The 23,708-nt window shown below is 69.5% G+C and carries 22 protein-coding genes; 18 read left to right on the top strand and 4 right to left on the bottom strand.

The annotated features are described in order from the left end of the window. The 4 genes from M1E25_RS06550 to M1E25_RS06565 all read left to right on the top strand — a co-directional run. Window positions 1–260: vitamin B12 dependent-methionine synthase activation domain-containing protein (locus tag M1E25_RS06550; protein WP_251411086.1), on the top strand; the 260-nt coding region annotated here is incomplete at its 5' end. Between the two features lie 106 nt (window positions 261–366). Continuing rightward, window positions 367–1,059: an HAD family hydrolase gene (locus M1E25_RS06555; RefSeq protein ID WP_251411089.1), complete on the top strand. Its 693-nt coding sequence runs from the start codon at window positions 367–369 to the stop codon at window positions 1,057–1,059. 431 nt (window positions 1,060–1,490) lie between these two features. Then, window positions 1,491–3,092 carry an ABC transporter substrate-binding protein gene (locus M1E25_RS06560; RefSeq protein ID WP_251411092.1) on the top strand — a complete coding sequence of 534 codons (1,602 nt, stop codon included), beginning with the start codon at window positions 1,491–1,493 and terminating at the stop codon, window positions 3,090–3,092. A 112-nt stretch (window positions 3,093–3,204) separates the two neighbouring features. Continuing rightward, window positions 3,205–4,797: an ABC transporter substrate-binding protein gene (locus M1E25_RS06565; protein ID WP_251411096.1), complete on the top strand. Its 1,593-nt coding sequence runs from the start codon at window positions 3,205–3,207 to the stop codon at window positions 4,795–4,797. A gap of 285 nt (window positions 4,798–5,082) precedes the next feature. Here the strand turns inward: M1E25_RS06565 and M1E25_RS06570 are convergent, their stop codons facing one another. Further along, window positions 5,083–5,754 (bottom strand): response regulator, encoded by a 672-nt coding sequence (locus tag M1E25_RS06570; protein ID WP_251411099.1) that lies wholly within the window; start codon window positions 5,752–5,754, stop codon window positions 5,083–5,085. A 12-nt stretch (window positions 5,755–5,766) separates the two neighbouring features. Next, window positions 5,767–6,789 (bottom strand): RecB family exonuclease, encoded by a 1,023-nt coding sequence (locus M1E25_RS06575; protein ID WP_251411102.1) that lies wholly within the window; start codon window positions 6,787–6,789, stop codon window positions 5,767–5,769. A gap of 117 nt (window positions 6,790–6,906) precedes the next feature. On the opposite strand from M1E25_RS06575, the gene M1E25_RS06580 reads away from it, so the two are divergent. The 3 genes from M1E25_RS06580 to M1E25_RS06590 all read left to right on the top strand — a co-directional run bounded on the left by M1E25_RS06580 (window position 6,907) and on the right by M1E25_RS06590 (window position 9,934). After that, window positions 6,907–8,154 (top strand): site-2 protease family protein, encoded by a 1,248-nt coding sequence (locus M1E25_RS06580; RefSeq protein WP_251411104.1) that lies wholly within the window; start codon window positions 6,907–6,909, stop codon window positions 8,152–8,154. Window positions 8,155–8,219: 65 nt separating this feature from the next. Beyond that, window positions 8,220–9,128, top strand: coding sequence for a tRNA (adenine-N1)-methyltransferase (locus M1E25_RS06585; RefSeq protein ID WP_251411107.1), 909 nt, complete (start codon window positions 8,220–8,222; stop codon window positions 9,126–9,128). 185 nt (window positions 9,129–9,313) lie between these two features. Next, the gene (locus tag M1E25_RS06590; protein WP_308290397.1) at window positions 9,314–9,934 is read left to right on the top strand and encodes a hypothetical protein; all 621 of its coding nucleotides are present in this window, start codon (window positions 9,314–9,316) and stop codon (window positions 9,932–9,934) included. A 4-nt stretch (window positions 9,935–9,938) separates the two neighbouring features. On the opposite strand, the gene M1E25_RS06595 is transcribed toward M1E25_RS06590, so the two are convergent. After that, window positions 9,939–10,262 carry a ferredoxin gene (locus tag M1E25_RS06595; protein ID WP_251411109.1) on the bottom strand — a complete coding sequence of 108 codons (324 nt, stop codon included), beginning with the start codon at window positions 10,260–10,262 and terminating at the stop codon, window positions 9,939–9,941. 251 nt (window positions 10,263–10,513) lie between these two features. Between M1E25_RS06595 and arc the strand changes: the two genes are divergently transcribed. From arc to prcA, 5 genes are all read left to right on the top strand, one after another. After that, on the top strand, window positions 10,514–12,280 hold the full coding sequence (gene arc, locus M1E25_RS06600; protein WP_251411112.1) for a proteasome ATPase: 1,767 nt from the start codon (window positions 10,514–10,516) through the stop codon (window positions 12,278–12,280). Window positions 12,281–12,510: 230 nt separating this feature from the next. After that, the gene (dop, locus tag M1E25_RS06605; protein WP_251411114.1) at window positions 12,511–14,022 is read left to right on the top strand and encodes a depupylase/deamidase Dop; all 1,512 of its coding nucleotides are present in this window, start codon (window positions 12,511–12,513) and stop codon (window positions 14,020–14,022) included. Window positions 14,023–14,156: 134 nt separating this feature from the next. Next, window positions 14,157–14,375, top strand: a complete 219-nt coding sequence (locus tag M1E25_RS06610) for a ubiquitin-like protein Pup (RefSeq protein WP_251411117.1) — start codon at window positions 14,157–14,159, stop codon at window positions 14,373–14,375. A 114-nt stretch (window positions 14,376–14,489) separates the two neighbouring features. After that, window positions 14,490–15,335 carry a proteasome subunit beta gene (prcB, locus tag M1E25_RS06615; RefSeq protein WP_251411120.1) on the top strand — a complete coding sequence of 282 codons (846 nt, stop codon included), beginning with the start codon at window positions 14,490–14,492 and terminating at the stop codon, window positions 15,333–15,335. 64 nt (window positions 15,336–15,399) lie between these two features. After that, the gene (gene prcA, locus M1E25_RS06620; RefSeq protein WP_251411123.1) at window positions 15,400–16,167 is read left to right on the top strand and encodes a proteasome subunit alpha; all 768 of its coding nucleotides are present in this window, start codon (window positions 15,400–15,402) and stop codon (window positions 16,165–16,167) included. A 55-nt stretch (window positions 16,168–16,222) separates the two neighbouring features. Here prcA and M1E25_RS06625 read toward each other — a convergent pair whose 3' ends face one another. Then, window positions 16,223–17,203, bottom strand: coding sequence for a LacI family DNA-binding transcriptional regulator (locus M1E25_RS06625; RefSeq protein ID WP_251411126.1), 981 nt, complete (start codon window positions 17,201–17,203; stop codon window positions 16,223–16,225). 218 nt (window positions 17,204–17,421) lie between these two features. Between M1E25_RS06625 and M1E25_RS06630 the strand changes: the two genes are divergently transcribed. From M1E25_RS06630 to M1E25_RS06655, 6 genes are all read left to right on the top strand, one after another. Further along, on the top strand, window positions 17,422–18,705 hold the full coding sequence (locus M1E25_RS06630) for an MFS transporter (RefSeq protein ID WP_251411129.1): 1,284 nt from the start codon (window positions 17,422–17,424) through the stop codon (window positions 18,703–18,705). Between the two features lie 9 nt (window positions 18,706–18,714). Continuing rightward, a complete protein-coding gene (gene pafA / locus M1E25_RS06635) occupies window positions 18,715–20,076 on the top strand; it encodes a Pup--protein ligase (RefSeq protein ID WP_251411133.1) in 1,362 nt (453 codons plus the stop codon). A 156-nt stretch (window positions 20,077–20,232) separates the two neighbouring features. Further along, entirely contained in the window at window positions 20,233–21,213 is a 981-nt protein-coding gene (locus M1E25_RS06640) for an FKBP-type peptidyl-prolyl cis-trans isomerase (RefSeq protein WP_251411136.1), read from the top strand. A gap of 39 nt (window positions 21,214–21,252) precedes the next feature. Further along, window positions 21,253–21,624, top strand: coding sequence for an FKBP-type peptidyl-prolyl cis-trans isomerase (locus M1E25_RS06645; RefSeq protein WP_251411139.1), 372 nt, complete (start codon window positions 21,253–21,255; stop codon window positions 21,622–21,624). Window positions 21,625–21,763: 139 nt separating this feature from the next. Further along, window positions 21,764–22,735: a helix-turn-helix transcriptional regulator gene (locus tag M1E25_RS06650; protein ID WP_251411142.1), complete on the top strand. Its 972-nt coding sequence runs from the start codon at window positions 21,764–21,766 to the stop codon at window positions 22,733–22,735. A 19-nt stretch (window positions 22,736–22,754) separates the two neighbouring features. After that, on the top strand, window positions 22,755–23,705 hold the full coding sequence (locus M1E25_RS06655; RefSeq protein WP_251411145.1) for a helix-turn-helix transcriptional regulator: 951 nt from the start codon (window positions 22,755–22,757) through the stop codon (window positions 23,703–23,705). Window positions 23,706–23,708 lie beyond the last annotated feature (3 nt).

The following is a 23,708-nucleotide window of genomic DNA, read 5'->3' on the forward strand; positions in this document are numbered from 1 at the left end:
GGGTGCGCGCCGAGCTGGGCTATGCGGGTGAGGACCCCGAGGACGTCGAGGGCATGTTCGCGCTGAAGTACCGCGGAGCCCGTTTCTCGCTCGGCTACGGTGCGTGCCCGGACCTGGAGGACCGGGCCAAGATCGCCGACCTCCTGGAGCCCGGGCGCATCGGCGTCGAGCTGTCGGAGGAGTTCCAGCTGCACCCCGAACAGTCCACCGACGCGATCGTCATCCACCACCCCGAAGCCAAATACTTCAACGCTCGGTAACCATCGGACGTACACTTGTCGATCCGGCAAAGGCCGGCCGCCTTCCCTCAGAGGAAAGCGGCCGGCCCTTCGTCCCCATGGGGCTCCACTGACGAAAGGGGCACGGATGACCAGCAGCATTCCAGCAATCCGCACCCGTACGGCCGAGGGATCGGCGCTGCAAGCCGTGCTCCTTGACATGGACGGCACGCTGGTCGACACCGAGGGCTTCTGGTGGGACGCCGAGGTCGAGATCTTCGCGGAACTCGGACACGAGCTGTCCGAGGAGCACCGGGAAATCGTGGTCGGCGGCCCGATGACCCGCAGTGCTTCGTACCTCATCCACGCCACCGGGGCGGACATCACCCTGCCCGAGCTGACGGTGCTCCTCAACAAGCGGTTCGAGGAACTGATCACCCGGGGCGTGCCCCTGATGCCGGGCGCAGCCCGGCTGCTGGCCGAGCTCGCCGCACACCGGATCCCGGCCGCCCTGGTGTCCGCGTCCCACCGGCGCATCATCGACCTGGTGCTGCAGTCCCTCGGCCCGGAGAACTTCGCCTTCACGCTGGCCGGTGACGAGCTGGAGCGCACCAAGCCCCATCCGGACCCGTACCTGCTGGCCGCGGCACGTCTCGGTGCCGAGCCGTCACGTTGCGTGGTCGTGGAGGACACGGCGACGGGCGTGGCGGCCGGTGAGTCGGCGGGGTGCGCGGTGGTCGCCGTACCGTCGGTCGTGCCGATCGAGCCGGTCGGTGACCGCAGAGTCGTCGGCTCCTTGGAAGAAGTGGATCTCGCGCTGCTGCGGGCACTCGTCAGCTGAAAGCGGCGGAGCGCGCACGGAGCGTGGGCGCATGAAGCCGGGGGGAACTCTGGGCGGCAGGCCGTTCATTGTGCGTGACGAACGAATCAGCTTAGCTGCACAAAACCATCACACGGGCAATTGAGTGAGGTTTATCACCCACCCAGGGATCGACAGGAGTTGCGGGCGCTGTTCTCGTGCGCATTTTTGCGCCGGCCGATGCTGCCTCTTGTCCGCTTGTGTGAGGGAGTGCGGCAAACGCTCCGGCGTCCACGAAGTGGACATCCCGTGGCGGCGGTCCGCAGGCGGGTCCCGTCCGCCCCGAGCCCGTTCCGGGATCGATGGCTGTTCCCACTAATCTCGTGCCGAGAAACTTCGCCCTCACCCCTGTGACCTGTACGCCCACGTCGGTACGGTCCCGGGACCGATATCTCTGCAGGAGATCACCGACGATGAATCGCAAGACCTTGGTGCTGCCGGTCGTGATGGGCATGCTGGCTCCCGTACTCGCGGGTTGCGGTGGATCGGACGCGGCCGAGGGCGCTGCTCCCATAGTCGTCGGGACGACGGACCAGTTCTCCGCGGTCCCGGAAGCTCCCGCCCCCTTCGACCCCGCGCAGTCCTACGACGCCGCCTCGTGGAACATCCTGCGCAACACGTTCCAGACGCTCATGCGGCTTCCCCGATCCGGCGGCGACCCGGTGCCCGAGGCGGCCACCAGGTGCGGTTTCTCCGACCGCCGCAACGAGCAGTACCGCTGCACTCTGCGCAGCGGGCTCAAGTTCGCCAACGGCCATGCCCTCACCTCCGAGGACGTGAAGTTCTCGGTCGACCGGATCCTCAACATCAAGTACGAGAACGGCCCGATCGGCCTCCTCTCCAACATCGACGAGGTGGAGACGCCGTCCGCTCGGGAAGTGGTCTTCCACCTCAAGAGCCCCGACGCGACGTTCCCGCACAAGCTCGCCACTCCGGCCGCCTCGATCATGGACAGCGAGGTCTACGACGAGGGCGCTCTGCGCAAGGGCTACGACGTCGACGGATCCGGTCCCTACCGGCTCAAGACCCGTATCGGCGATGGCCGTGTCCTGAGCGCGGTGTTCACCAGGAACCCGCACTACAAGGGCGGGCTCAAGATCAAGAACAACAAGATCGAAATGCGGTTCCTGTCCGACTCCGGGGCGATGGAGAGCGCCCTGAAGAAGGGCGAGATCGACATGATGACGCGCACCATGTCGCCGGACCAGGTGCGCCGTTTCGACCTGAGCACCGACGAGGAGATCGAACTCGTCGAGATGCCCGGCCAGGAGATCCGCTACCTCGCCTTCAACACCGATGACAAGGTCGTGGGCCGCAAGGCGGTCCGCCAGGCGATGGCCCAGCTCATCGACCGTCAGGCACTCGTGCGTGACGTCTACGCGCGCACGGCCAAGCCGCTCTACTCGATCGTGCCGACGAGCGTCGGCTCACACGTCAACTCGTTCTACAACAAGTACGGCGAGCCCGACGCGAACGCAGCCCGCGCGATCCTGCGCCGGGCGGGCATCTCGACCCCGGTGAAGCTGACCCTCAGCTACACCACCGACCACTACGGCTCTGCCACGGCCAAGGAGTTCAAGACCCTCCAGTCGCAGCTCAACCGCGGTGGACTCTTCGACGTCTCGATCCAGGGCGTGCCGTGGACGAAGTTCCGGGCCGGCCAGGCCAAGCGCTCCTACGGCGTCTACGGTATGGGCTGGTTCCCGGACTTCCCGGACGCCGACAACTTCACCGACCCCTTCTTCGGCAAGGACAACTTCCTCCACAGCCCCTACCGCAACAGCACGATCCAGTCGCGGCTGATCCCGCGCACGCGGCAGGAGGCCGAGCGGACCGCCGCCGCCGACAACTTCAAGAAGATCCAGGACATCGTCGCCGAGGACGTGCCGGTGCTGCCGCTGTGGCAGGGCCAGCAGTACGTCGCCGCGCGCGGGGACGTCACGGGCCTGGAGTGGGCGCTCAACTCCGCTTCGGTGCTCCAGCTGTGGGAGCTGGACCGCAGCGTTCCCGGCTGATCCCGGGCCGCTGGCGGGGGCCGATCGACCGCAGGCCGGTGACGTCCGAGCGCACCGGTCTGCGGAAGCAGGACCGGCAGGCAATCGAAACAATGCGTGAGGACGTGCACACGTGAGGAAACGTCACCAGTGGCTCGCCGCCCCCCTCGGAGCAGGGCTTGCGGCCGGACTGCTGACGGGATGCGGCTCCGACGAGGCGGACCGGCCCGGCAAGGGGCTGCCGATCGTCATGGGGATGACGGACAAGGTGCTGGCCACCGACCCCGCATCCGGTTACGACCCGGCGTCATGGCTGCTGTTCAACAACGTCTTCCAGTCACTGATGAGCTTCCCGCGCGGAGGAACCACTCCCCAGCCGGAAGCGGCGGAGCGCTGCGGATTCACCGACAAGAAGAGCACTACCTACCGCTGCGTCCTGCGGGACGGCCTGAAGTTCAGCAACGGTGACGAACTCACGTCGAAGGACGTCAAGTACTCCTTCGACCGGACCCTGCGGATCGACGACAAGAACGGCCCGGCCGTCATGCTCACGTCGATCCGCAACATCACCGCGCCCGACGCGAAGACCGTGGTCTTCCACCTGAAGACGCCGGACGCCACCCTGCCGCAGAAGATCGCATCGGGCGCAGGCTCCATCGTCGACCACCGGGAGTACCCGGCCGGCCGGCTGCGCGAGGACGGCAAGGCCGTCGGATCCGGCGTGTACCGGATGAAGTCGTTCGACGACAAGAAGGCCGTCTTCACCGTCAACCCCGGGTACAAGGGCACCGCCAAGGTCCAGAACTCGGGCATGACGATGAAGTTCTTCTCCAGCCGGTCGGCCCTCAAGAAGGCCGTGGAGGACGGGTCCGTCGACCTCGCGTACCGCGGCCTCGCCACGAAGGACATCGCCCGGCTCGACTCGGCCGACACCGGCGGGGACGAACGCCTCGAGGTCGTCGACGGCAGCAGCGCCGAGGTCCAGCACCTGGTGTTCAACCTGCGGCACCCCGTCGCCGGAAACCCGGGGGTGCGCAAGGCCATCGCCTATCTCGTCGACCGCAGCGCCCTGGTGCGGGACGTGTACAAGCGCACGGCCAAGCCGCTCTACTCGATCGTTCCGGCCGGCATCGCCGGCCACAACACCGCCTTCTTCGACAAGTACGGCGACCGGCCGCAGCCGGCCAAGGCGGCCGCGGCGCTGCGCAGTGCGGGCATCTCCGGCAAGGTCAAGCTCACCCTGTGGGCCACCCCGGTCCGGTACGGCCCGGACACCGTGCCCGGCTTCCGCGAACTCGCCCAGCAGCTCAACAGCAGCGGTCTCTTCGACGTCGACGTCAAAAGTGTCCCCCTCGACACGTACGAGAAGGGCATCGAGAAGGGCCGCTACGGCGCCTACGTCAAGGGCTGGGTGCCGGACTACCCGGATCCGGACAACTTCACCGCGCCCTTCTTCGGTGAGGGCAACGTGCTGTCCAACCACTACAGCTCGCGGCGCATCGTCGACCAGATCCTCCCGGCCACGGCCGCCGAGGCGGACCGGGCGGCGACCGGGCCGGCCTTCGACGAACTGCAGAACACCGTTGCCGACGACGTGCCCATGCTGCCGCTGTGGCAGGGCAGGCAGTACGCCGTGGCCGGCCCGGACATCTCCGGTCTCGAGTGGACCCTGGACCCCTCGACGGTCTTCCGGTTCTGGGAGATCAGCAAGAGCAGCGAGGATTAAGGCTTGTTGTGAATGGAGCGTCGTCCGCCCCTGGGGCGGGGGCTGCGGCGTCTGGTGCGTGCAGCCGCAAGGCGGAGAGCCGGCCTCGTAGCGGGCTACTCGGACGATGCGTCAACGCAGCGGATGTGCGTGCCGGGCGCCGCGAGCCAGACGGGACTTTCACAACACGCCTTGGACGCCGGGCCACGTGTGCGTCGGCTGCCCCGGGTGAGAGGCGCCCGGGGCAGCTCCCTGCTCGGCCCGCTGCCCGGCCCTGCTCCGTGCCCGTCCGTCAGGGCCCGCAGATCACTCGGCCCCGGGGCGCACCAGCCCGCTCTCGTAGGCGTGCACCGTAGCCTGCACCCGGTCGCGCAGCCCGAGCTTGTTCAGGACGTGTCCCACGTGCGTCTTCACCGTCGTCTCGCTGACGAACAGCTCCGCCGCGATCTCGGCGTTCGACAGCCCCCGGGCGACCAGCCTCAGCACCTCGACCTCCCGCTCTGTCAGCGTGTGCAGGGCGTTCGGTACCGGATCCTCGCCGGACGGCAGTTTCCCCGCGTACTTGTCGAGCAGCCGGCGAGTGACGCTCGGCGCGAGCATCGCCTCGCCTGCTGCGACGACCCGGAGCGCCTGGACGAGTTCCTGGGCCGGAGCGTCCTTGAGCAGGAAACCGCTGGCTCCCGCCCGCAGGGCGTCCACGACGTACTCGTCGAGGTCGAAGGTGGTCAGAACGAGGACCTTGGCCGGCCCGTCCCTGCCTGGCCCGGTGATCTGCCGGGTGGCTTCGACCCCGTCCATGCGTGGCATGCGGATGTCCATCAGGACGACATCCGGCTGCAGCGCCCGCACCTGTTCCACGGCCTGCTGCCCGTCACCGGCCTCGCCCACCACCACGAGATCCGGCTCGGCCTCCAGGATCATCCGGAATCCGGTGCGCAACAGCGGCTGGTCGTCGACCAGCAGAACCCGGGTCGCCACGGCGTTCCCCCCTCACCTTTGCTGGAGCGGGTCCATTCTGCCCCGCTCGCCGGGCACCGGGTCAACGGGTCCTGACGGAGCCGGAATCAGCGGCAACTCCCGCCCCGCGACCAGCGGGTAGGGCGGCGGCGTACCGCCGAACTCCGGGCAGAAGGCCTGGTGCTCGCACCAGCCGCACAGTTTGCTCGGCCGCGGCCGCCAGTCCCCGGTCTCGGTCGCCCTGCGGATGGCTTCCCACAGAGCCAGCAGCTTGCGTTCCACCGCGAGCAGATCCGACTCCGTGGGGTCGTACGTCAGAACGTCCCCACTGCCGAGATAGACCAGCTGAAGCCGGCGGGGCAGCGCTCCGCGCAGCCGCCACAGCACCAGTCCGTAGAACTTCATCTGGAACAGCGCGCCGGCCGCGTAGTCGGCTCGCGGCGCCTTGCCCGTCTTGTAGTCGACGATGCGCACGTCGCCGGACGGGGAGACGTCGACCCTGTCGATGATCCCGCGCAGGGGCAGGCCCGAGTCCAGCACGGTCTCCACCGCCAGCTCCCGTTCCGCCGGTTCCAGACGCGTCGGATCCTCCAGCGTGAACCACCGCTCGACGAGCGCCTCGGCCTCGCTCAGCCACTGCGCCAGCCGCTCCGGCGCGACCCCCCCTCCCGCATCGCCGTCCTCCCCCGCGAAGAGTCCGGCGAGCTCGGGCCGGGACGCCAGCAGCCGTTCCCATTCGCCGGCGACCAGCGCCCGCGCCCGGGGCGCGGTGCGTTCCGCCGCCGGCGCGTCGAAGAGCCGCTCCAGTACGGCGTGGACCAGCGTCCCCCGAGTGGCCGCAGGGTTGGGTTTCTCCGGCAGCCGGTCGATCACCCGGAACCGGTAGAGCAGAGGACAGGTCATGAAGTCGCCCGCACGGGACGGGGACAGGGATGTCGGGGCGGTGGGCGCTGTGCGCGCCGTCGGTGCCTTGGGCGCCGGAACACTCCGGCCGGTCTCCTCGGCCGCGGACGGACCGGCCGAGCCGGCGTCCGGACGCTCGCTGCTGGTTCCCATGGGTGATGACCCTACGGGCAGTCACCGACAACGGGCCGAATACCATCGACACCCGACCGCCTCGTACTGCGATGATCGTGGTGACGGCGCGAGGAACGATCTTGATGAGGGGACACCGTGGACAACAGCGGCGGCAGCGGGAAGCCGCGGTCCGACGACGGGGGAGGGGACCGGGACGACGAGACCGGCAAGCGCGAGCCCACGACCCTCAGGGGCAGGGGTGGCGGCATCCTCATGGGCCGCCCGTTCGGTGTGCCGGTGTACGTCGCGCCCAGCTGGTTCGTGGTAGCCGCCCTGATCACCTGGGTCTTCGGCGAACAGCTGGAACGCGTGCTGCCGGAGCTGGGCGGTGCCCGCTACCTCGTCTCGCTCTTCTTCGCCGTGGCGTTCTACGCCTCGGTGCTCGTCCACGAGCTGGCCCACACGGTCGCCGCACTCCGCTTCAAGCTGCCCGTCCGGAAGATCCAGCTCCAGTTCTTCGGCGGCATCTCCGAGATCGAAAAGGAATCCGAGACCCCCGGGCGGGAGTTCGTGCTCGCGTTCGTCGGGCCGCTCCTCTCGCTGGTCCTCTCGGGGGTCTTCCACCTCACGATGCGCCTGGTCGAACCCGGGACGGTGCCCGGTGTGCTGCTTGCCGGGCTGATGGTCTCCAACCTGATCGTCGCCGCGTTCAACCTGCTGCCCGGGCTGCCGCTGGACGGTGGCCGGATGCTGCGGGCGTTCGTCTGGAAGCTCAGCGGCAAGCCGATGACGGGCACCGTCGTGGCCGCCTGGGTCGGCCGCGCGCTCGCCGTCACCGTCCTGCTGGGGCTGCCGATGCTCACGCGCACCGGAGGGCTGGGCGGCACCGGGGACCTCGGCGGGCTCGACACCGTCACCGATGCCCTGCTCGCTGCGATCCTTGCCGGGATCATCTGGACCGGCGCCGGCAACAGCCTGCGGATGGCACGGCTGCGCGAGCGGCTGCCCGACCTCAGTGCCCGGACCCTGACCCGCCGCGCCGTTCCCGTCGAGTCCGCCACTCCGCTCTCCGAGGCGCTGCGCCGCGCCAACCAGGCAGGTGCCCGGGCCCTGGTGGTGGTCGACGGGCAGGGCAACCCGACCGCCCTGGTCCGCGAGGCCGCGATCGTGGGCGTCCCGGAACACCGCCGCCCCTGGGTCGCGGTGAGCGGTCTGGCACAGGAACTCAAGCCCGGTATGCGGGTCTCGGCGGAGCTGGCGGGCGAGGACCTGCTGGACACCCTGCGCACCACCCCCGCCACGGAGTACCTCGTCGTGGAGGAAGCGGGCCAGGTCTACGGAGTGCTCTCCGCGGCCGACGTCGAGCGGGCCTTCGTCGCGGCCATGTCCCGCCGCGGCTCCTGACCCTCCCTGAAGCGGGGCCGTTGCCCGCGGTCGGGAGCGACCGACCCGACCGGTAAGCTGGTCACATGTCCGAACCGACCGGTGCCGCCCGCCGTCGCGGGCCCTTCCAGGTCGGGGACCAGGTCCAGCTCACCGACCCCAAGGGACGTCACTACACCTTCACGCTCGAAGCCGGGAAGAGCTTCCACACCCACAAGGGTGCCTTCCCGCACGACGAGCTGATCGGTGCTCCCGAGGGCAGTGTTGTGCGTACCACGGGGAACGTCGCCTATCTCGCGCTGCGTCCCCTGCTCCCCGACTACGTCCTGTCCATGCCCCGCGGTGCCGCCGTGGTCTACCCCAAGGACGCGGGGCAGATCCTGGCGATGGCCGATATCTTCCCCGGTGCCCGCGTCGTCGAGGCGGGAGTGGGCTCGGGTTCACTCAGCACGTTCCTGCTGAGGGCCGTGGGCGACCAGGGCATGCTGCACTCCTACGAGCGCCGCGCGGACTTCGCCGAGATCGCCGCGCAGAACGTCCGTCGCTACTTCGGGGCCGAGCACCCCGCATGGCAGCTGACCGTCGGCGACCTCCAGGACAACCTGTCCGACACCGACGTCGACCGCGTCATCCTCGACATGCTCGCCCCCTGGGAGTGCCTGGACGCCGTGTCCAAGGCGTTGGTGCCCGGCGGCATCCTCTGCGCGTACGTGGCCACCACCACGCAGCTGGCGCGCACCGTCGAGGAGATCCGCGAGCACGGCACGTTCAACGAGCCGACGGCCTGGGAGTCCATGGTCCGGACCTGGCACGTCGAAGGACTCGCGGTCCGCCCGGACCACCGCATGATCGGCCACACCGGATTCCTGCTCACCGCCCGACGCCTCGCGGACGGCGTGGAGCCTCCGCTGCGCCGCCGCCGGCCCGCCAAGGGCGCCTACGGCGAGGACTACTCCGGTCCCGGCGCGTCGTCCGGCTCCGGCGGACGCGGCTGAGCCGCCACCACAACGCACGGGCGCCGCTGCCGACTTCCCCTGCCGGGGCGGTCGGCCGTCGCCGTTCCGGAAGGCGCGCGGTACGGGTTCCCGCCACACCGGACCCGGGCGTTCCGGCCCGATGTGACGTGTGACACGATGCTGGCCGCCCCCTTTCGGTTCCCCCCTCGCAGGAGACTCTCCGCGTGCAGCATCCGGCAGGCTCTGTGTCCGCTCCGCCGTCCTCCGACGCCTCCGGTGCGGCGCCCCCGCACCACAGCAGCCGTCCGGTGCACTGGGTGGTCACGACCGTCGCTGTCGCGGCCGTGCTGGGCGCATCGGCCCTGGTCCGGCCGTCGGCCGCGACAGCGGGACCGCCCCGGCCCTCGGACGGGGATCCGGCCGCCTCGCGGCCAATGGGTGCCCCGGACCCGGGGAAGGCGCATTTCCCCGTGAAGTGCGGTCGGGCCGGGGCGGACGTCCTGGAGGAGGGGTCGGCCGACCTGGACGGGGACGGCCGGCCCGAGACCGTCGCCGTCGTGCGCTGCCACAGCGGGATGGGGACGCCGCCGAGCGGGATCTACGTCCTCGCGCAGGGGACCGGCGACGACGGCGAGCCACGCGTCGTGGAGACGCTGCTCGATCCCGGGGAGGGGATCAACGTCGGGGAGTTCGCTGTCGGCGGACGTACGGTCTCGGCAACGCTCCTCGGCTATTCCTCGCCGGACGTGCCGCGCTGCTGCCCGGACCGGAAGCGGCGGGTCAAGTGGCAGTGGTCCGACGGCAAGTTCGTGCTGACGGCGCTGCCGGTGCCGGGCAGCGTCTGACCCGTCACCCGGCGTCGGGGCCGTACACCTCGACCCTGTCCGAGACGCGGCGGACGTGGATGCAGTCGCCGGGGCACTCCTTTGCGGAGTCGACGACGTCGTTCAGCAGCGGAAGCGGCACCGGCGTGGTGGCGCCGGGCTCCGCGAGCAGCTCGTCGTCGGAGCCCTTCACGTAGGCCAGCCCGTCGATATCGAGCTCGAAGACCTCGGGTGCGTACTGGGCGCAGATCCCGTCGCCGGTGCACAGGTCCTGGTCGATCCAGACCTCGAGCTCCTCGGGTGCCGTGTCCGCGCTCGTCGCAACGGGGGCCTCGTTCTGCACGGTCATCTCGCCTGCCGTTTCCTGCGCGTGTGAACCAATTGCTGCCAGCACTGACGGGTGTTGACCGCTTCGACGATACAACCGGTCGCCCTCCGATGTTGTCGGGCGTACCTCTACGGGGTATCTCACTGGCACGAGCACCGTCCAGGGGTGAAGATCGGACACACCCCGCGGTGTTTGTGATCTAGGGGTTTCAACCCGCACCGGCCCAGGTAGGGTCAGGAAGCGTCCAGCTCCCCTTGGAGGAGGTGAGGACCGTGGCAGCCCACGACGATGACACCAACCGCGGCTTCCGGCCCGGGCGAGGGTCCGACGACCCCGCCGGCCAGGTTGCCTATCTCGAGCAGGAGATCGCCGTCCTGCGGCGCAAGCTCGCCGACTCGCCGCGTCACACGAGGATTCTCGAAGAGCGGATCGTCGAGCTGCAGACGAATCTGGCCGGTGTGTCGGCTCAGAACGAGCGGCTCGCCAACACGCTCCGTGAGGCCCGGGACCAGATCGTGGCGCTCAAGGAGGAAGTCGACCGGCTCGCGCAGCCGCCGGCGGGCTTCGGCGTGTTCCTGCAGGCGAGCGACGACGGCACCGCCGACATCTTCACCGGGGGGCGCAAGCTCCGGGTGAACGTCAGCCCCAGTGTCTCCCTCGAGGACCTCCGGCGCGGCCAGGAGGTCATGCTCAACGAGGCGCTCAACGTGGTCGAGGCCATGGAGTTCGAGCGCGCCGGGGACATCGTCACCCTCAAGGAGATCCTCGAGGACGGCGAACGCGCCCTGGTGATCGGGCACACCGACGAGGAGCGGGTGGTGCGGCTCGCCGAGCCGCTGCTGAACACCACGCTGCGCGCCGGGGACGCCCTGCTGCTCGAACCCCGTTCCGGCTACGTCTACGAGGTCGTGCCCAAGAGCGAGGTCGAAGAGCTGGTCCTGGAAGAGGTTCCGGACATCGATTACGACAGGATCGGCGGTCTGGGCAACCAGATCGAGCAGATCCGGGACGCGGTCGAGCTCCCGTACCTGTACCCGGACCTGTTCAAGGAGCACGAACTGCGGCCGCCGAAGGGCGTTCTGCTCTACGGCCCGCCCGGTTGCGGCAAGACGCTCATCGCCAAGGCGGTGGCCAATTCCCTTGCCAAGAAGGTCGCGGAGGTGACCGGCCGGCCCGCGGGCAAGAGCTACTTCCTGAACATCAAGGGCCCCGAACTCCTCAACAAGTACGTGGGCGAGACCGAGCGGCACATCCGTCTGGTCTTCCAGCGCGCGCGGGAGAAGGCGAGCGAGGGGACCCCGGTCATCGTCTTCTTCGACGAGATGGAATCGCTCTTCCGCACCCGCGGCTCGGGCGTCAGCTCGGACGTGGAGAACACCATCGTCCCCCAGCTGCTCGCGGAGATCGACGGTGTCGAGGGCCTCGAGAACGTCATCGTGATCGGAGCCTCCAACCGCGAGGACATGATCGACCCCGCCATCCTGCGGCCCGGCCGGCTCGATGTGAAGATCAAGATCGAGCGTCCGGACGCGGAGGCGGCCAAGGACATCTTCGCGAAGTACCTCAAGCCGACGCTTCCGCTCCACTCGGACGACCTGACCGAGCACCGGGGATCGCCGGAAGCGGCCGTCGACGGCATGATCCAGTCCGTCGTCGAGCAGATGTACGCCGAGTCCGAGGAGAACCGCTTCCTCGAGGTGACGTACGCCAACGGCGACAAGGAAGTCCTCTACTTCAAGGACTTCAACTCCGGCGCAATGATCCAGAACATTGTGGACCGGGCGAAGAAGATGGCCATCAAGGCATTCCTCGACCACAACCAGAAGGGTCTGCGGGTCTCCCATCTGCTCGCCGCGTGTGTGGACGAGTTCAAGGAGAACGAGGACCTTCCGAACACCACCAACCCGGACGACTGGGCCCGGATTTCCGGAAAGAAGGGCGAGCGGATCGTATTCATCCGCACGCTCGTCACCGGAAAGCAGGGGGCGGACACCGGACGTTCCATCGACACGGTGGCGAACACCGGTCAGTACCTGTAAAAGGCGGGCCGGCTGCGGGCGCCCTCGTTATCTCTCCGCTCTCGGCGGGGGAGGGCGTCCGCGGTCGTTGCTTTGCTGGAAAGATCTCCCCGCCGAGGCAAAGCCGTTTAGGCTTTCGGTACCGCCCGGACGCGCTGTGCGGGGACGGGACGAGTACCCGCACGTGCCGCGGCGAAAAGGCGGTACTTGAGCTTCGACCCGGCCGGGGCGGAGCCGGCAAGGAGGGCCGCATGACCGTACGGCGAGTAATGGGAATCGAGACGGAGTACGGAATCTCCGTCCCCGGTCACCCGAACGCCAATGCCATGCTCACCTCGTCCCAGATCGTCAATGCCTACGCGGCGGCGATGCACCGGGCTCGCCGGGCCCGCTGGGACTTCGAGGAAGAGAATCCGCTCCGGGACGCCCGCGGATTCGACCTCGCCCGTGAGACCGCGGACGCCAGTCAGCTCACCGACGAGGACATCGGCCTCGCCAACGTGATCCTCACCAACGGCGCCCGGCTCTACGTGGACCATGCCCACCCCGAGTACAGCTCGCCGGAGGTGACCAATCCGCGGGACGCCGTGCTGTGGGACAAGGCCGGCGAGCGGATCATGGCGGAGGCCGCCGAGCGTGCGGGACAGCTGCCCGGCGCCCAGCCGATCCACCTCTACAAGAACAACACCGACAACAAGGGCGCCTCCTACGGCACCCACGAGAACTATCTGATGAAGCGGGAGACCCCTTTCTCGGACATCGTGCGGCACCTGACGCCCTTCTTCGTCTCCCGCCAGGTCGTCGCCGGAGCCGGCCGGGTGGGCCTGGGCCAGGACGGCCACGAGCACGGGTTCCAGATCAGCCAGCGGGCGGACTACTTCGAGGTCGAGGTCGGTCTGGAGACGACGCTCAAGCGGCCGATCATCAACACCCGGGACGAACCGCACTCCGATGCCGAGAAGTACCGGCGACTGCACGTGATCATCGGTGACGCCAACCTCTCCGAGCTGTCCACCTACCTCAAGCTCGGCACCACGGCCCTGGTGCTGTCCATGATCGAGGACGGTTTCATCACCGTCGATCTGGCCGTCGACCAGCCCGTTCGGACCCTGCACGAGGTCTCTCACGACCCGTCCCTGGAGCACCTGGTCACCTTGCGCAGCGGGCGGACTCTCACCGCGGTGCAGCTGCAGATGGAGTACTTCGAGCTGGCGCGGAAGTACGTCGAGAACCGGTTCGGCATGGACGCCGACGAGCAGACCAAGGACGTCCTGAACCGGTGGGAGGACGTGCTGAACCGGCTCGAGAACGACCCGATGAGCCTGGCCGGCGAGCTGGACTGGGTCGCGAAGAAGGAGATCCTCGAGGGCTACCGCCGCCGCGACGGCCTGGGCTGGGACGCCGCCCGGCTTCACCTGGTGGACCTGCAGTACGCCGACGTGCGGCCCGACAAGGGGCTGTACAACCGGCTGGCGGCCCGCGGCCGGATGCGTCGCCTGGTGGACGACGAGGACGTCATGGCCGCGCGTACCGAGCCTCCGGCAGACACCAGGGCCTATTTCCGGGGCCGCTGCCTGGACAAGTACGCGGACGACGTTGCCGCCGCCTCCTGGGATTCGGTGATCTTCGACCTGCCGGGACACGACTCGCTCCAGCGCGTTCCCACACTGGAGCCCCTGCGCGGCACACGTGATCACGTCAAGACCCTGCTCGACCGCTGCCGAACCGCGGAGGAGCTGGTCCAGGTGCTGTCCGGAGGCTGAAAAGCAGTGGGAACGGGAATCATCGAGATGGCTTCCTGGCGTTGCAGGAAGTGCAGGGCCGATGTCGGACCCGGCTTGTAGGGTCTGATCTTGACGGATGAACCAATGCGGGCGAACCGAGCGGGGTGAGGTAGATGGCGACCAAGGACACCGGCGGCGGTCAGCAGAAGGCGACGCGTTCCACCGAGGAGGTCGAGGAGACCGCCCAGGACGCGCAGGCCTCGGAGGACCTCAAGGAGCGCCAGGAGAAGCTGTCGGACGACGTCGACTCCGTCCTGGACGAGATCGACGACGTCCTGGAGGAGAACGCCGAGGACTTCGTGCGTTCCTTCGTCCAGAAGGGCGGGCAGTAGGGCCGTTCATCCGTCCTGTGTCCCCCCGCTCGGGAGGGGGACACAGGACGGATGACCTTTCCTGGCCATGGGTAGGGTCCGTGCTGTATTCCAAGATCTTCCGGAAGGAAACGCGTGGAAGCCAACACTCGTAACACCGGGCGTCTGCCGGCCGCCTTCCTGACCCCCGGTTCGTCGTCGTTCCTGGACTTCCTGTCCGACCATTCACCGGAGCTGCTGCCCGGGAACCGGTCTCTGCCACCGGTCCGGGGCGCAGTCGAGGCGCCGCACGGAACCACGATCGTCGCGGCCACCTTCGCCGGGGGTGTCGTCCTGGCCGGTGACCGCAGGGCGACCATGGGCAACGTGATCGCACAGCGCGACATCGAGAAGGTTTTCCCGGCCGACGAGTACTCGGCCGTGGGCATCGCCGGCACGGCCGGGCTGGCCGTCGAGATGGTCAAGCTCTTCCAGCTGGAGCTGGAGCACTTCGAGAAGGTCGAGGGCACCCAACTGTCGCTGGAGGGCAAGGCTAACCGGCTCTCCACCATGATCCGGGGGAACCTCGGTATGGCCCTCCAGGGGCTCGCGGTGGTTCCGCTGTTCGCCGGCTGGGACGTCGACCGGGAGAAGGGGAGGATCTTCTCGTACGACGTCACCGGCGGGCGCTCCGAGGAGCGGGGATTCGCTGCAACCGGCTCGGGTTCGGTGTTCGCCCGGGGCGCGCTCAAGAAGCTCTACCGCGCCGGTCTCACCGAGGAGCAGGCTGTAACCCTCGTCGTTCAGGCGCTCTACGACGCGGCCGACGACGACTCGGCGACGGGCGGTCCCGACCTGGCCCGCCGGATCTACCCCGTCGTCACGGTCGTCAGCGATGAGGGCTTCCGCAGGCTTACCGATGCCGAGGCATCGGAGACCGCACGCGCCATCCACGAGCGGCGGCTCGAGGAGCCCGACGGCCCCCGAGCCTCCCTCCTGTGACGGAAGGGTCCGGGGAATGCACGCGACCATGACAGAGACTTCGGAAGAGAAGGACGGATAGCCGGTGTCGACGCCGTTCTACGTATCACCCCAGCAGGCCATGGCCGACCGTGCCGAATACGCCCGCAAGGGCATCGCGCGCGGCCGGAGTCTCGTCGTACTGCAGTACACCGACGGCATCGTCTTCGTCGGCGAGAACCCGTCCCGGGCCCTGCACAAGTTCAGTGAGATCTACGACCGCATCGCGTTCGCCGCGGCAGGCAAGTACAACGAGTACGAGAACCTGCGGATCGGCGGCGTCCGCTACGCCGACCTGCGTGGATACACGTACGACCGGGAGGACGTCACCGCCCGCGGCCTCGCCAACGTCTACGCGCAGACGCTGGGCACGATCTTCTCCAGCGCCGGCGAGAAGCCGTACGAGGTCGAGCTGGTCGTCGCCGAAGTGGGCACGGTGCCGGAGGAGGACCAGATCTACCGGCTGCCGCACGACGGCTCGATCGTCGACGAGCACGGCTCAGTCGCGGTCGGCGGCAGCGCCGAGCAGATCAGCAGCTACCTCGACCAGCGGCACCGTGACGGCATGACACTGGCCGAGGCCGTCGAACTGGCGGTCCAGTCCCTGTCGCGGGACACCAACGGCGGTGAGCGGCGGCTCTCGGCCGACCAGCTGGAGGTCGCGGTCCTCGATCGCACCCGCCCCCAGAAGCGCAAGTTCAAGCGCATCGTCGGCAGCCGGCTGGCGCGTCTGCTCGAGGGCGACTCCGCACCCGAGCCGGCCGCGGAAGAGGACGGCACCGGTACCGCTGCGGACGCGGACACCGAGGAGTAGGAACCGGAGACGCTGCCGCCGTCCTCGGCACTGCCGGGACCGGCGGCAGCGCCGGTCAGCGGACGCCCGGGGCGGCCGTCGACCCGCGCACCACCAGCTCGACGGGCAGGTCCGCCGTGGCCACGGGACGGCCGTCGAGCACGCTCAGCAGCGCCGACATGCCCTGGGCACCGACCTGTTCGGCGGGCAGCCGGACCGTGGTCAGTTCCGGTTCCACGGCGGTCGCCAGCGCCAGGTCGTCGAACCCCGTGACCGACAGGTCCTCGGGTACCGCGAGCCCCAGGCGACGAGCGGCCTTGCACGCGCCTGCGGCCAGAATGTCGTCGTCGCAGACCACGGCCGTGGGCCGGCGGCCACTGGCCCTCAGGGCGCCTTCCGCGGAGCGGCGGGCCTCGTCGACACCGAGTGCGGCCGTCACCGTGCTCAGCTCGGTGCCCGGCACTGCGCCCACGGCCTCCCGGAGCGCACGGGCGCGCTTCCGGAAGGTCCAGGAGTCCACCGCCGAGGCGAGATGGAGGAACCGCCGGTGGCCGAGCGCGAGCAGGTGCCGGGCCGTCTCCCGCATGCCCCCGGCGATGTCGAGATTCACGGTGGCCGCGGCGTCGGTGTCCTCGGGATCGCTGTCCAGCATCACCAGTGGGAGCCCGCCGCCGCGCAGGGCGGTCAGCGCCCGGGCAGCCATGGACGAGGCGATCACCCCGTCCAGAGCCGCCCGGGCGGAGTCGAACGGGCCCCGCGCCGGGCCGACGCCCTCCGGTGAGGGGTAGAGGACCACCCCGAAGCCGTTGTCGGCCGCCACCTGCGAGGCACCCGCGTGGACACGGGCGAAGTACTCGTTGGTCAGCGCGGGGACGACCAGCAGCGCTGTCCGCGTCCGTCCCAGACGCAGGCTCCGTGCCGCAAGGTTGGGCCGGTAGCCCAGCTCTTGCGCCGCTGAGCGCACGGCTTCCGCCGTGCGCTCCGAGACCCGTCCGCGCCACTTGTCGCCGAGGACCAGCGACACGGTCGCCTGGGAGACGCCGGCCCGGCTCGCCACGTCCCTGCTGGTCGGGCGTGCGGCGCGGGGGCGGCCTTCCCCTGCCGGGGCGCCACCGCGGGAGCCGGACGGTCCTGCCACGGTCTCTCGCCGCCTCTCTCGGTGCGCTCCGGCCGTCCGCTCGATGGACCTGCCGACAGCCGACATGGTACGGATTGGTGCGCAGACGTTATACGTAAAACGTGATGGCCCCCGAGGGCCGGGAGCAAGGGGCGACGATGACCGCGGGCTATGGGGAACTGCTGCGGACACCGCACGCCGCGCGGCTGCTGACCGGCACGCTCGTGGGCCGGCTGCCCAACGCCACGGCGGCGCTCGCGGTCGTGCTGTACACCCGGGCCGAGGGCGGCGGCTACGCCCTGGCCGGCGTGCTCGCGGCCGTCTACGGTCTGGCCACCGCCGTCGGCCAGCCGCTGCTCGGACGTGCCGTCGACCTGTACGGGCAGCCGCGCGTCATGCTCCCGGCCGCCCTGCTCTCGGGCCTGGGCATGGGGCTCTTCGTCCTCGTGGGCCTGACGCACTTCCCGCTCCTGGGCGGCGAGACCCCCTGGCCCGCCCACGCCGCGATGCTGATCGCGGGCCTCTTCACCCCGCCCCTGGAGGGCGGGCTGAGGGCTCTGTGGCCGAGCGTCCTGAAGCGCAAGGACCGGGTGCAGGCGGCCTACGCTCTCGACGCGGTCGCCCAGGAGTTGATGTTCGCCGTCGGCCCGTTGCTCGTCACCCTGCTGGTCGCGGCGTGGTCGGAGACGGCGGCCGTGCTGGTCGTCAACGCGGCCGGGGTGCTCGGGGCGCTGTCCGTGGTGGTCTCCGAGCCGTCCCGGCTCTGGCGCTCCGAGCCGCGCGAGTCCCACTGGCTCGGGGCCCTGCGGTCGGGCGGCTTGCTGGCCCTCCTCGGTGCGTTCTTCTTCGTCGGTCTCGCCCTCGGCTCGATCGCGGTGGCCGCTGTCGCGTACGCCGACGGTCACGGCGGCGGCATGGTCTCCAGCTACCTGCTCTCAGCGCTCGGCGCCGGAGCCCTCGTGGGCGGGCTGGTCTACGGCGCGCGCCCGTGGCCGGGGGAGCCCGAAGCCCGGCTCCGGCTGCTGACGGCCTGCCTGGCCGCCGGCTATCTTCCCCTCGTCCTGGTCCCCGGTACCGGGGCCATGACGCTTCTCTCAGCCGTCGCAGGCGTCTTCCTCGCGCCTGCGCTCGCCTGCGCGTTCACGGTGATCGACCGGCATGCGCCGCGGGGCACGGTCACCGAGGCGTTCTCCTGGCTGGTGACCACTTTCAGCGTGGGCGCGTCGGTCGGAACCGGGGCCGCCGGCCCGGCGGTGGAACTCGGCGGGGCGGCGGCGGGATTCGCCGTCGCCGGGGGCGGCGGAGTCGTCGCGCTGCTCGTGATGCTGGCGACGCGGCCGGTTCTGAAGGCTCCCGCCCCGGCGGCGGGTGCGGTGCACCGGAAGGAAAATGATCGAAACGGTGGGGTCGAACCCGGTTTCAGGTCAGGGCATCAGGCGTAATGTTCAGTCATGGACCGCCGCATTTTCGGGCTGGAGAACGAGTACGGCGTCACGTGCACGTTCAGGGGACAGCGCCGACTGTCACCTGACGAAGTGGCGCGCTACCTCTTCCGCCGTGTCGTTTCCTGGGGCCGCAGCAGCAATGTGTTTCTGCGCAACGGCGCCCGCCTCTATCTCGATGTGGGATCGCATCCGGAATACGCAACTCCCGAGTGCGACAACGTGACCGAACTGGTCACCCACGACAAAGCCGGGGAGCGCATCCTCGAGGGCCTGCTCGTCGACGCCGAACGCCGCCTGCACGAGGAAGGAATCGCGGGCGACGTCTACCTCTTCAAGAACAACACCGATTCGGCGGGAAACTCCTACGGATGCCACGAGAACTATCTCGTGGCCCGGCACGGTGAGTTCTCCCGCCTCGCGGACATCCTCATCCCGTTCCTCGTCACCCGTCAGCTGATCTGCGGCGCGGGAAAGGTGCTGCAGACCCCGCGCGGGGCCGTCTACTGCGTGAGCCAGCGTGCCGAGCACATCTGGGAGGGTGTCAGCTCGGCCACCACCCGGTCCCGCCCGATCATCAACACGCGGGACGAGCCGCACGCGGACGCCGAGCGCTACCGGCGTCTGCACGTCATCGTCGGCGACTCGAACATGTCCGAGACGACCATGCTGCTCAAGGTCGGCGCGACCGACCTGGTGCTGCGCATGATCGAGGCGGGCACCGTGATGCGGGACCTGACCCTGGAGAACCCCATCCGGGCCATCCGCGAGGTCAGCCACGACATCACCGGCCAGCGCAAGGTGCGCCTGGCCAGCGGGAGGGAAGCCTCCGCCCTGGAGGTGCAGCAGGAGTACTACGAGAAGGCCGTCGACTTCTGCGAGCGCCGCGGTATCCGGACAGGCACTGTCGAGCGGATCCTCGAACTGTGGGGACGGGCTCTCGACGCGATCAGGACGCAGGACCTGGACAAGATCGGCACCGAGATCGACTGGGTGATGAAGTACCAGCTCGTCGAGCGCTACCGGGCGAAGAACAACATCACCATGTCACACCCGCGGATCGCCCAGATAGACCTCGCGTACCACGACATCCACCGGCGTCGTGGTCTCTACTACCTCCTCGAGAAGCGGGGGCAGGCGGCGCGCGTCTGCGACGACGTGAAGATCTTCGAGGGGAAGTCCGTGCCCCCGCAGACCACACGCGCCCGGCTTCGCGGGGACTTCATCCGCCGTGCCCAGGAGCAGCGACGCGACTTCACGGTCGACTGGGTGCACCTCAAGCTCAACGACCAGGCGCAGCGGACCGTGTTGTGCAAGGACCCGTTCCGTTCCGTCGACGACCGGGTGGAGAAGCTCATCGCCGGCATGTAGCCGGCGCAGCACAGGTGGGCGGCCGGGGAACCGGCCGCCCACCTGTGCTTCACGGAGCCTCCGCACGCGTCCGGTGCCTTACTCGGCAGCTCCGGTGCCTCGCACGCCGTACAGTGTCGATCTCCGACAACAACCTGACGCGAACTGAGGAATCCCGTGCGCCGACGCTCCGTACTCCTTGCCGTGCCTGCCGGTCTGCTCACGCTCGCGGGGTGCGGTGACGACAAGACCGACAAGTCGTCCAGCAGCAAGACCCCGTCGCAGTCCGCCACTCCTTCGGCCAAGATCGTGAACGGTCCGCTGCCGAAGGTGACCGGCGGGAAGAAGCTCGGCGAGAAGCCGACCGTGGCCAAGGGGCCGGGTGAGCCCAGCAAGGACCTCGCGGTGAAGACGCTCATCCAGGGCAAGGGCGACAAGATCACGAAGGGCGACTTCCTCCAGGCCGACTACCTGGGGCAGATCTGGACGACCGCCAAGGTCTTCGACAACTCCTACGACCGCGGCAAGCCCGCCGTCTTCCCGATCGGCGTCGGCCAGGTCATCCCCGGCTGGGACCGCGCCCTGGTCGGGAAGAAGATCGGCAGCCGGGTGGAGATGGCCATCCCGCCGGCGCTCGGCTACGGGCCCCAGGGCAACCCCCAGGCTGGCATCAAGGGCAAGGACACGCTCGTCTTCGTCGTCGACATCGTCGGCTCCTTCAATGGCAAGAGCTCGGCCAAGGGCAAGGACGTGCCGCAGACCGACGCCGCCGTGCCGAAGGTCGGCACCGACACCGACGGCAAGGCCCCCTCGATCGAGGTCCCGAAGCAGGACCCGCCGAAGAAGCTCGTGTCGGAGTACGTCATCGAGGGCGACGGCGCCGAGGTGAAGAAGAGCGACGGGGTGCTCGTCCAGTACAAGGGCGTGCTCTGGGACAACGGCAAGGAGTTCGACTCCACCTACAAGCGGGGCCAGCTCGCCCAGTTCTCCCTGCAGCAGGTCGTCAAGGGCTGGTCGCAGGGACTGACCGGGAAGAAGGCGGGCAGCCGGGTTGTGATCGTCGTCCCGCCGGACCTGGGCTACGGGAAGCAGGAGAAGCAGGGCATTCCGGCGAACTCCACGCTGGTCTTCTCCGTCGACATCCTGGCGGTTCTGTAAGACTGTCCCGGTTGCCCAGCACTACAGAGGAGCAATTCAGTGAGCATCGAGAAGCCCGAGGTCGACTTCCCGGGCGGCGAACCGCCGGCGGAACTGGAGATCAAGGACATCTGGGAGGGCGACGGTCCTGTCGCCAAGGCCGGTGACACCGTCGCCGTCCACTACGTCGGCGTGGCGTTCAGCACCGGCGAGGAGTTCGACGCGAGCTGGAACCGCGGCACCCCGCTCCGCTTCCAGCTGGGTGTCGGCCAGGTCATCTCCGGTTGGGACCAGGGTGTGCAGGGCATGAAGGTCGGCGGACGCCGCCAGCTCACGATCCCGGCGCACCTGGCGTACGGCGACCGCGGTGCAGGCGGCCGGATCAAGCCCGGCGAGACGCTGATCTTCGTCTGCGACCTGGTGTCGGTCTGATTCCCGGCAGCGCATGAACGTGGGGCCCGTGCCGTCCGGCACGGGCCCCACGTCGTCCGGTCCAGGCTTTGCCCCAGGCCCCCGGGGCGGTAGGTTCAGCAGTCAGGGGTGGAGGGGACGAAGAGGAGAACGAGCGTCGATGGCGATTGCCAAGGCCGAGCGGCTGATGAATCTGGCGCTGTGCCTGCTGGGGACCCGGCGACCGCTGAGCAAGCGTGAACTGCGGGCATCGATCGAGGCCTACGTCGAGGGGGCGGGGGGCGGCACTCCCGCGAACGACGAGTCGTTCAACCGCATGTTCGAGCGCGACAAGGACGATCTGCGCGAGCTCGGACTCGTCATCGAGACCGTCGACAACCTCGACGGAGAGACCGGCTATCTCGCGCGCCGTGACAGCAACCGGCTGCCTCCGGTCTCCCTGGACGCCGAGGAGGCGGCGGCGCTCGGCCTCGCGGCCAAGGTCTGGCAGCAGGCCCGGCTCGCCGGGGCCGCCAACGGTGCGCTGCAGAAACTGCGGGCCGCCGGAATGCCCGTGGCCGAGGACGCCTACGAGGGCCAGAGCGCGCTGGAACCGCGGATACCGGCCCGGGAAGCGGCCTTCGAGCCGCTGATGCTGGCCTGCCGCGACCGGCGCCCGGTCGTCTTCGACTACCGCAAGGCCAACGCGGCGCACCCCGAGAGCCGGCACGTCGAACCGTGGACGCTCGAGTGCTGGCGCGGCCACTGGTACCTCGCCGGCTGGGACCGGGAACGCAGGGCCGAACGCGTCTTCCGGCTCTCGCGGATCACCGGCCGGGTCCGCTCCCGTTCGGCCGCCTTCACCGCCGAGATCCCCGACCACGTCACCGTCCGCGAAACGGTCGAGAGCTGGGCGGGCGAGAACGCCACGAGCCGGGCGAGGATCCGGATCCGGGCCGGTGCCGGATACCCGCTGCGCGCCCGGGCTTGCAGCACCCGCGCAGCCGGGGAGGGCTGGGACGAGCTGGAGGTCCCCTACGGCCACGGGCTCGGCGCCTGGCTGGCGGAGTTCGGCCCCGACGTGGTCGTGCTCGCCCCGGCGGAGTTGCGTGCCGACGTGCTGGAGCGGCTGCGCGCCGTGGCCAAGGGCTGAGAGGAACCGGAAACTTTTCATGGCCGGCAACGCGATCGACCAGACCCGCCGGATGCTGTCCCTGGTGACGTACCTGAGAGAGCGCCCCGGCGCCCGGGTGTCCGACGTCGCCCGGGCCTTCGGCATCACCGAGGACCAGCTCATCGCCGACCTCGACGTGCTCCCGATGTGCGGCACCAGCTTCCGCGGCGGTGACCTCCTCGACATCGACACCGACGGCGACCGGATCTGGTGGCACAACCCCGACGACGTGGCCTCGCCGCTCCGGCTCGCCGCGGACGAGGCGACTGCACTGCTGGTCGCGGCCCGCGCGGTCGCCACCCTGCCGGGCCTGCGCGACAGTGACCGGCAGGCCCTTGTGCGGGCGACGGCCAAGCTGGAGGCGGCCGCGGGGGAGGTGGCGGGAGCGAGCTCCCGGGTCTCCGTCACCTTCGAGTCCGAGGGCGGCGTTTTCGCCGACGTCGACCGTGCCATCGCCGAGCGCCGGCGCCTGTGGCTGCGCTACTACTCGCCGGCCCGTGACGAGCTGACCGAGCGTGAGGTGGACCCCATCCGGCTGTTCGCCGTGGGCCACACCTACATGGAGGCCTGGTGCCGGCTCTCCGAGGCCCGGCGGACCTTCCGGCTCGACCGGGTCGCCGAGATCAGGCTGCTGGACGCCCCCGCCGACCCCCCGCCCGTCGAACTGCGCGACCTCTCGGAAGGACTCGTGCAGCCCGCGGCCGAGGATCCCGAGGTCGTCATCGAGGTGGGACCGGGCGGACGCTGGGTCGCCGAGTACTACCCGCACGACAGCGCCGAGGAACTGCCCGACGGCGGCCTGCGGATCACCCTGCGCACCCCCGACCCCGCCTCGCTGCGCCGCCTGGCCCTGCGACTCGGTCCGGACGGCCGGATCGTCTCCCCGCCCGGCCTGGCGGCGAGTGCCCAGGAGGCCGCACGGACAGCCCTCGAGGCGTACGGCGAGTGAAGG

The organism is Streptomyces meridianus (genome assembly GCF_023703325.1).
Lineage (GTDB): Bacteria > Actinomycetota > Actinomycetes > Streptomycetales > Streptomycetaceae > Streptomyces > Streptomyces meridianus.